Origin of the sequence: Streptomyces sp. NPDC059456, assembly GCF_042750055.1 — a bacterium.
GTDB lineage: Bacteria > Actinomycetota > Actinomycetes > Streptomycetales > Streptomycetaceae > Streptomyces.
The window spans coordinates 1-1,386 of the sequence record NZ_JBHYVA010000878.1; the positions used below are offsets into that span (position 1 = coordinate 1).

Here is a 1,386-nt window from a genome sequence, read left to right on the forward strand (position 1 = left end):
CCGCTCCACGACCCCCCTCGGGTAGGTCTCTATCCACCCGGGCCTCCGTATTCACCCGTCCGGGCAGGCGCGCGGAGTGACTGGAGGGAGCGCAAGGGGGCGCTTTCGCCGTCCGCGCGATGCGGGTCGGCCGGGCCGCCGATCCGGCCGCCGGAAGCGGGCCCGAGCGCCGCGTCCTCGTGCTCCGTCCCGCCCAGATGACGTCGAGATGACACAGAGCCGCCCCCGGCCAGATGCCGATGCGGGCCCCCGGGTACGGGCATGGCAGTCTTAGACCTGCAATCGGCAACCAGGACAGGGCCTACACGGTTCGGGCGAGGAGCGGTCACAGTGCAGCGCTGGCGTGGCTTGGAGGACATCCCCCAGGACTGGGGACGCAGCGTCGTCACCATCGGCTCGTACGACGGTGTGCACCGGGGCCATCAGCTGATCATCGGACGGGCCGTGGCCAAGGCGCGCGCGCTCGGAGTGCCGTCCGTCGTCGTCACCTTCAGCCCGCACCCGAGCGAGGTCGTGCGCCCCGGCAGCCACCCGCCGATCCTGGCCCCGTACGACCGCCGTGCCGAACTGATGGCCGGGCTGGGCGTCGACGCGCTGCTGGTCCTGCCGTTCACGGCGGAGTTCTCGCAGCTCTCCCCGGCCGACTTCATCGTGAAGGTGCTCGTCGACAAGCTGCACGCGCGGGCCGTCATCGAGGGCCCGAACTTCCGCTTCGGCCACCGCGCCTCCGGGAACGTCGACTTCCTGCGCGAGCTCGGCGGCACCTACGACTACGAGGTCGAGGTCGTGGACCTCGTCGAGCGCGGCGCGGCGGGCGGTGGAGTGCCCTTCTCCTCGACCCTGGCGCGCAGGCTGGTCGCCGAGGGCGACATGGCGGGCGCGGCCGAGATCCTGGGACGGCCGCACCGGGTCGAGGGCGTCGTCGTGCGCGGCGCCCAGCGCGGGCGCGAGCTCGGCTACCCGACGGCCAACGTCGAGACGCCCCCGCACACCGCCATCCCGGCGGACGGCGTGTACGCGGGCTGGCTCACGGCGAACGGCGAGCGGATGCCGGCGGCGATCTCGGTCGGGACCAACCTGCAGTTCGACGCCACCGAGCGGACCGTCGAGGCGTACGCGATCGACCGCGTCGGCCTGGACCTGTACGGACTGCACGTGACGGTGGACTTCCTCGCGTACGTGCGCGGCATGGCGAAGTTCGAATCGCTGGACGGCCTCCTCGAAGCCATCGCGGACGATGTGAAGCGGGCGCGGACGCTGACCGAGGAATACGACACGGAGCGCTGAGCGGCGGACCGGCGGCCGGCCCGGCCCGGCCCCACGGAGAAGGGGGGGGGACTACCCGGGGGGGCGGGGCGCGAGAGGCTGCCGCGGGCGCCGGCGGGG

1 protein-coding gene is annotated in these 1,386 nt (G+C 73.2%); it reads left to right on the top strand.

The window, feature by feature from the left end:
* Positions 1-330: 330 nt before the first annotated feature.
* Complete coding sequence (locus ACFXA3_RS39935; RefSeq protein WP_385195917.1) at positions 331-1,287, top strand: bifunctional riboflavin kinase/FAD synthetase; 957 nt, start codon at positions 331-333, stop codon at positions 1,285-1,287.
* Positions 1,288-1,386: the final 99 nt, after the last annotated feature.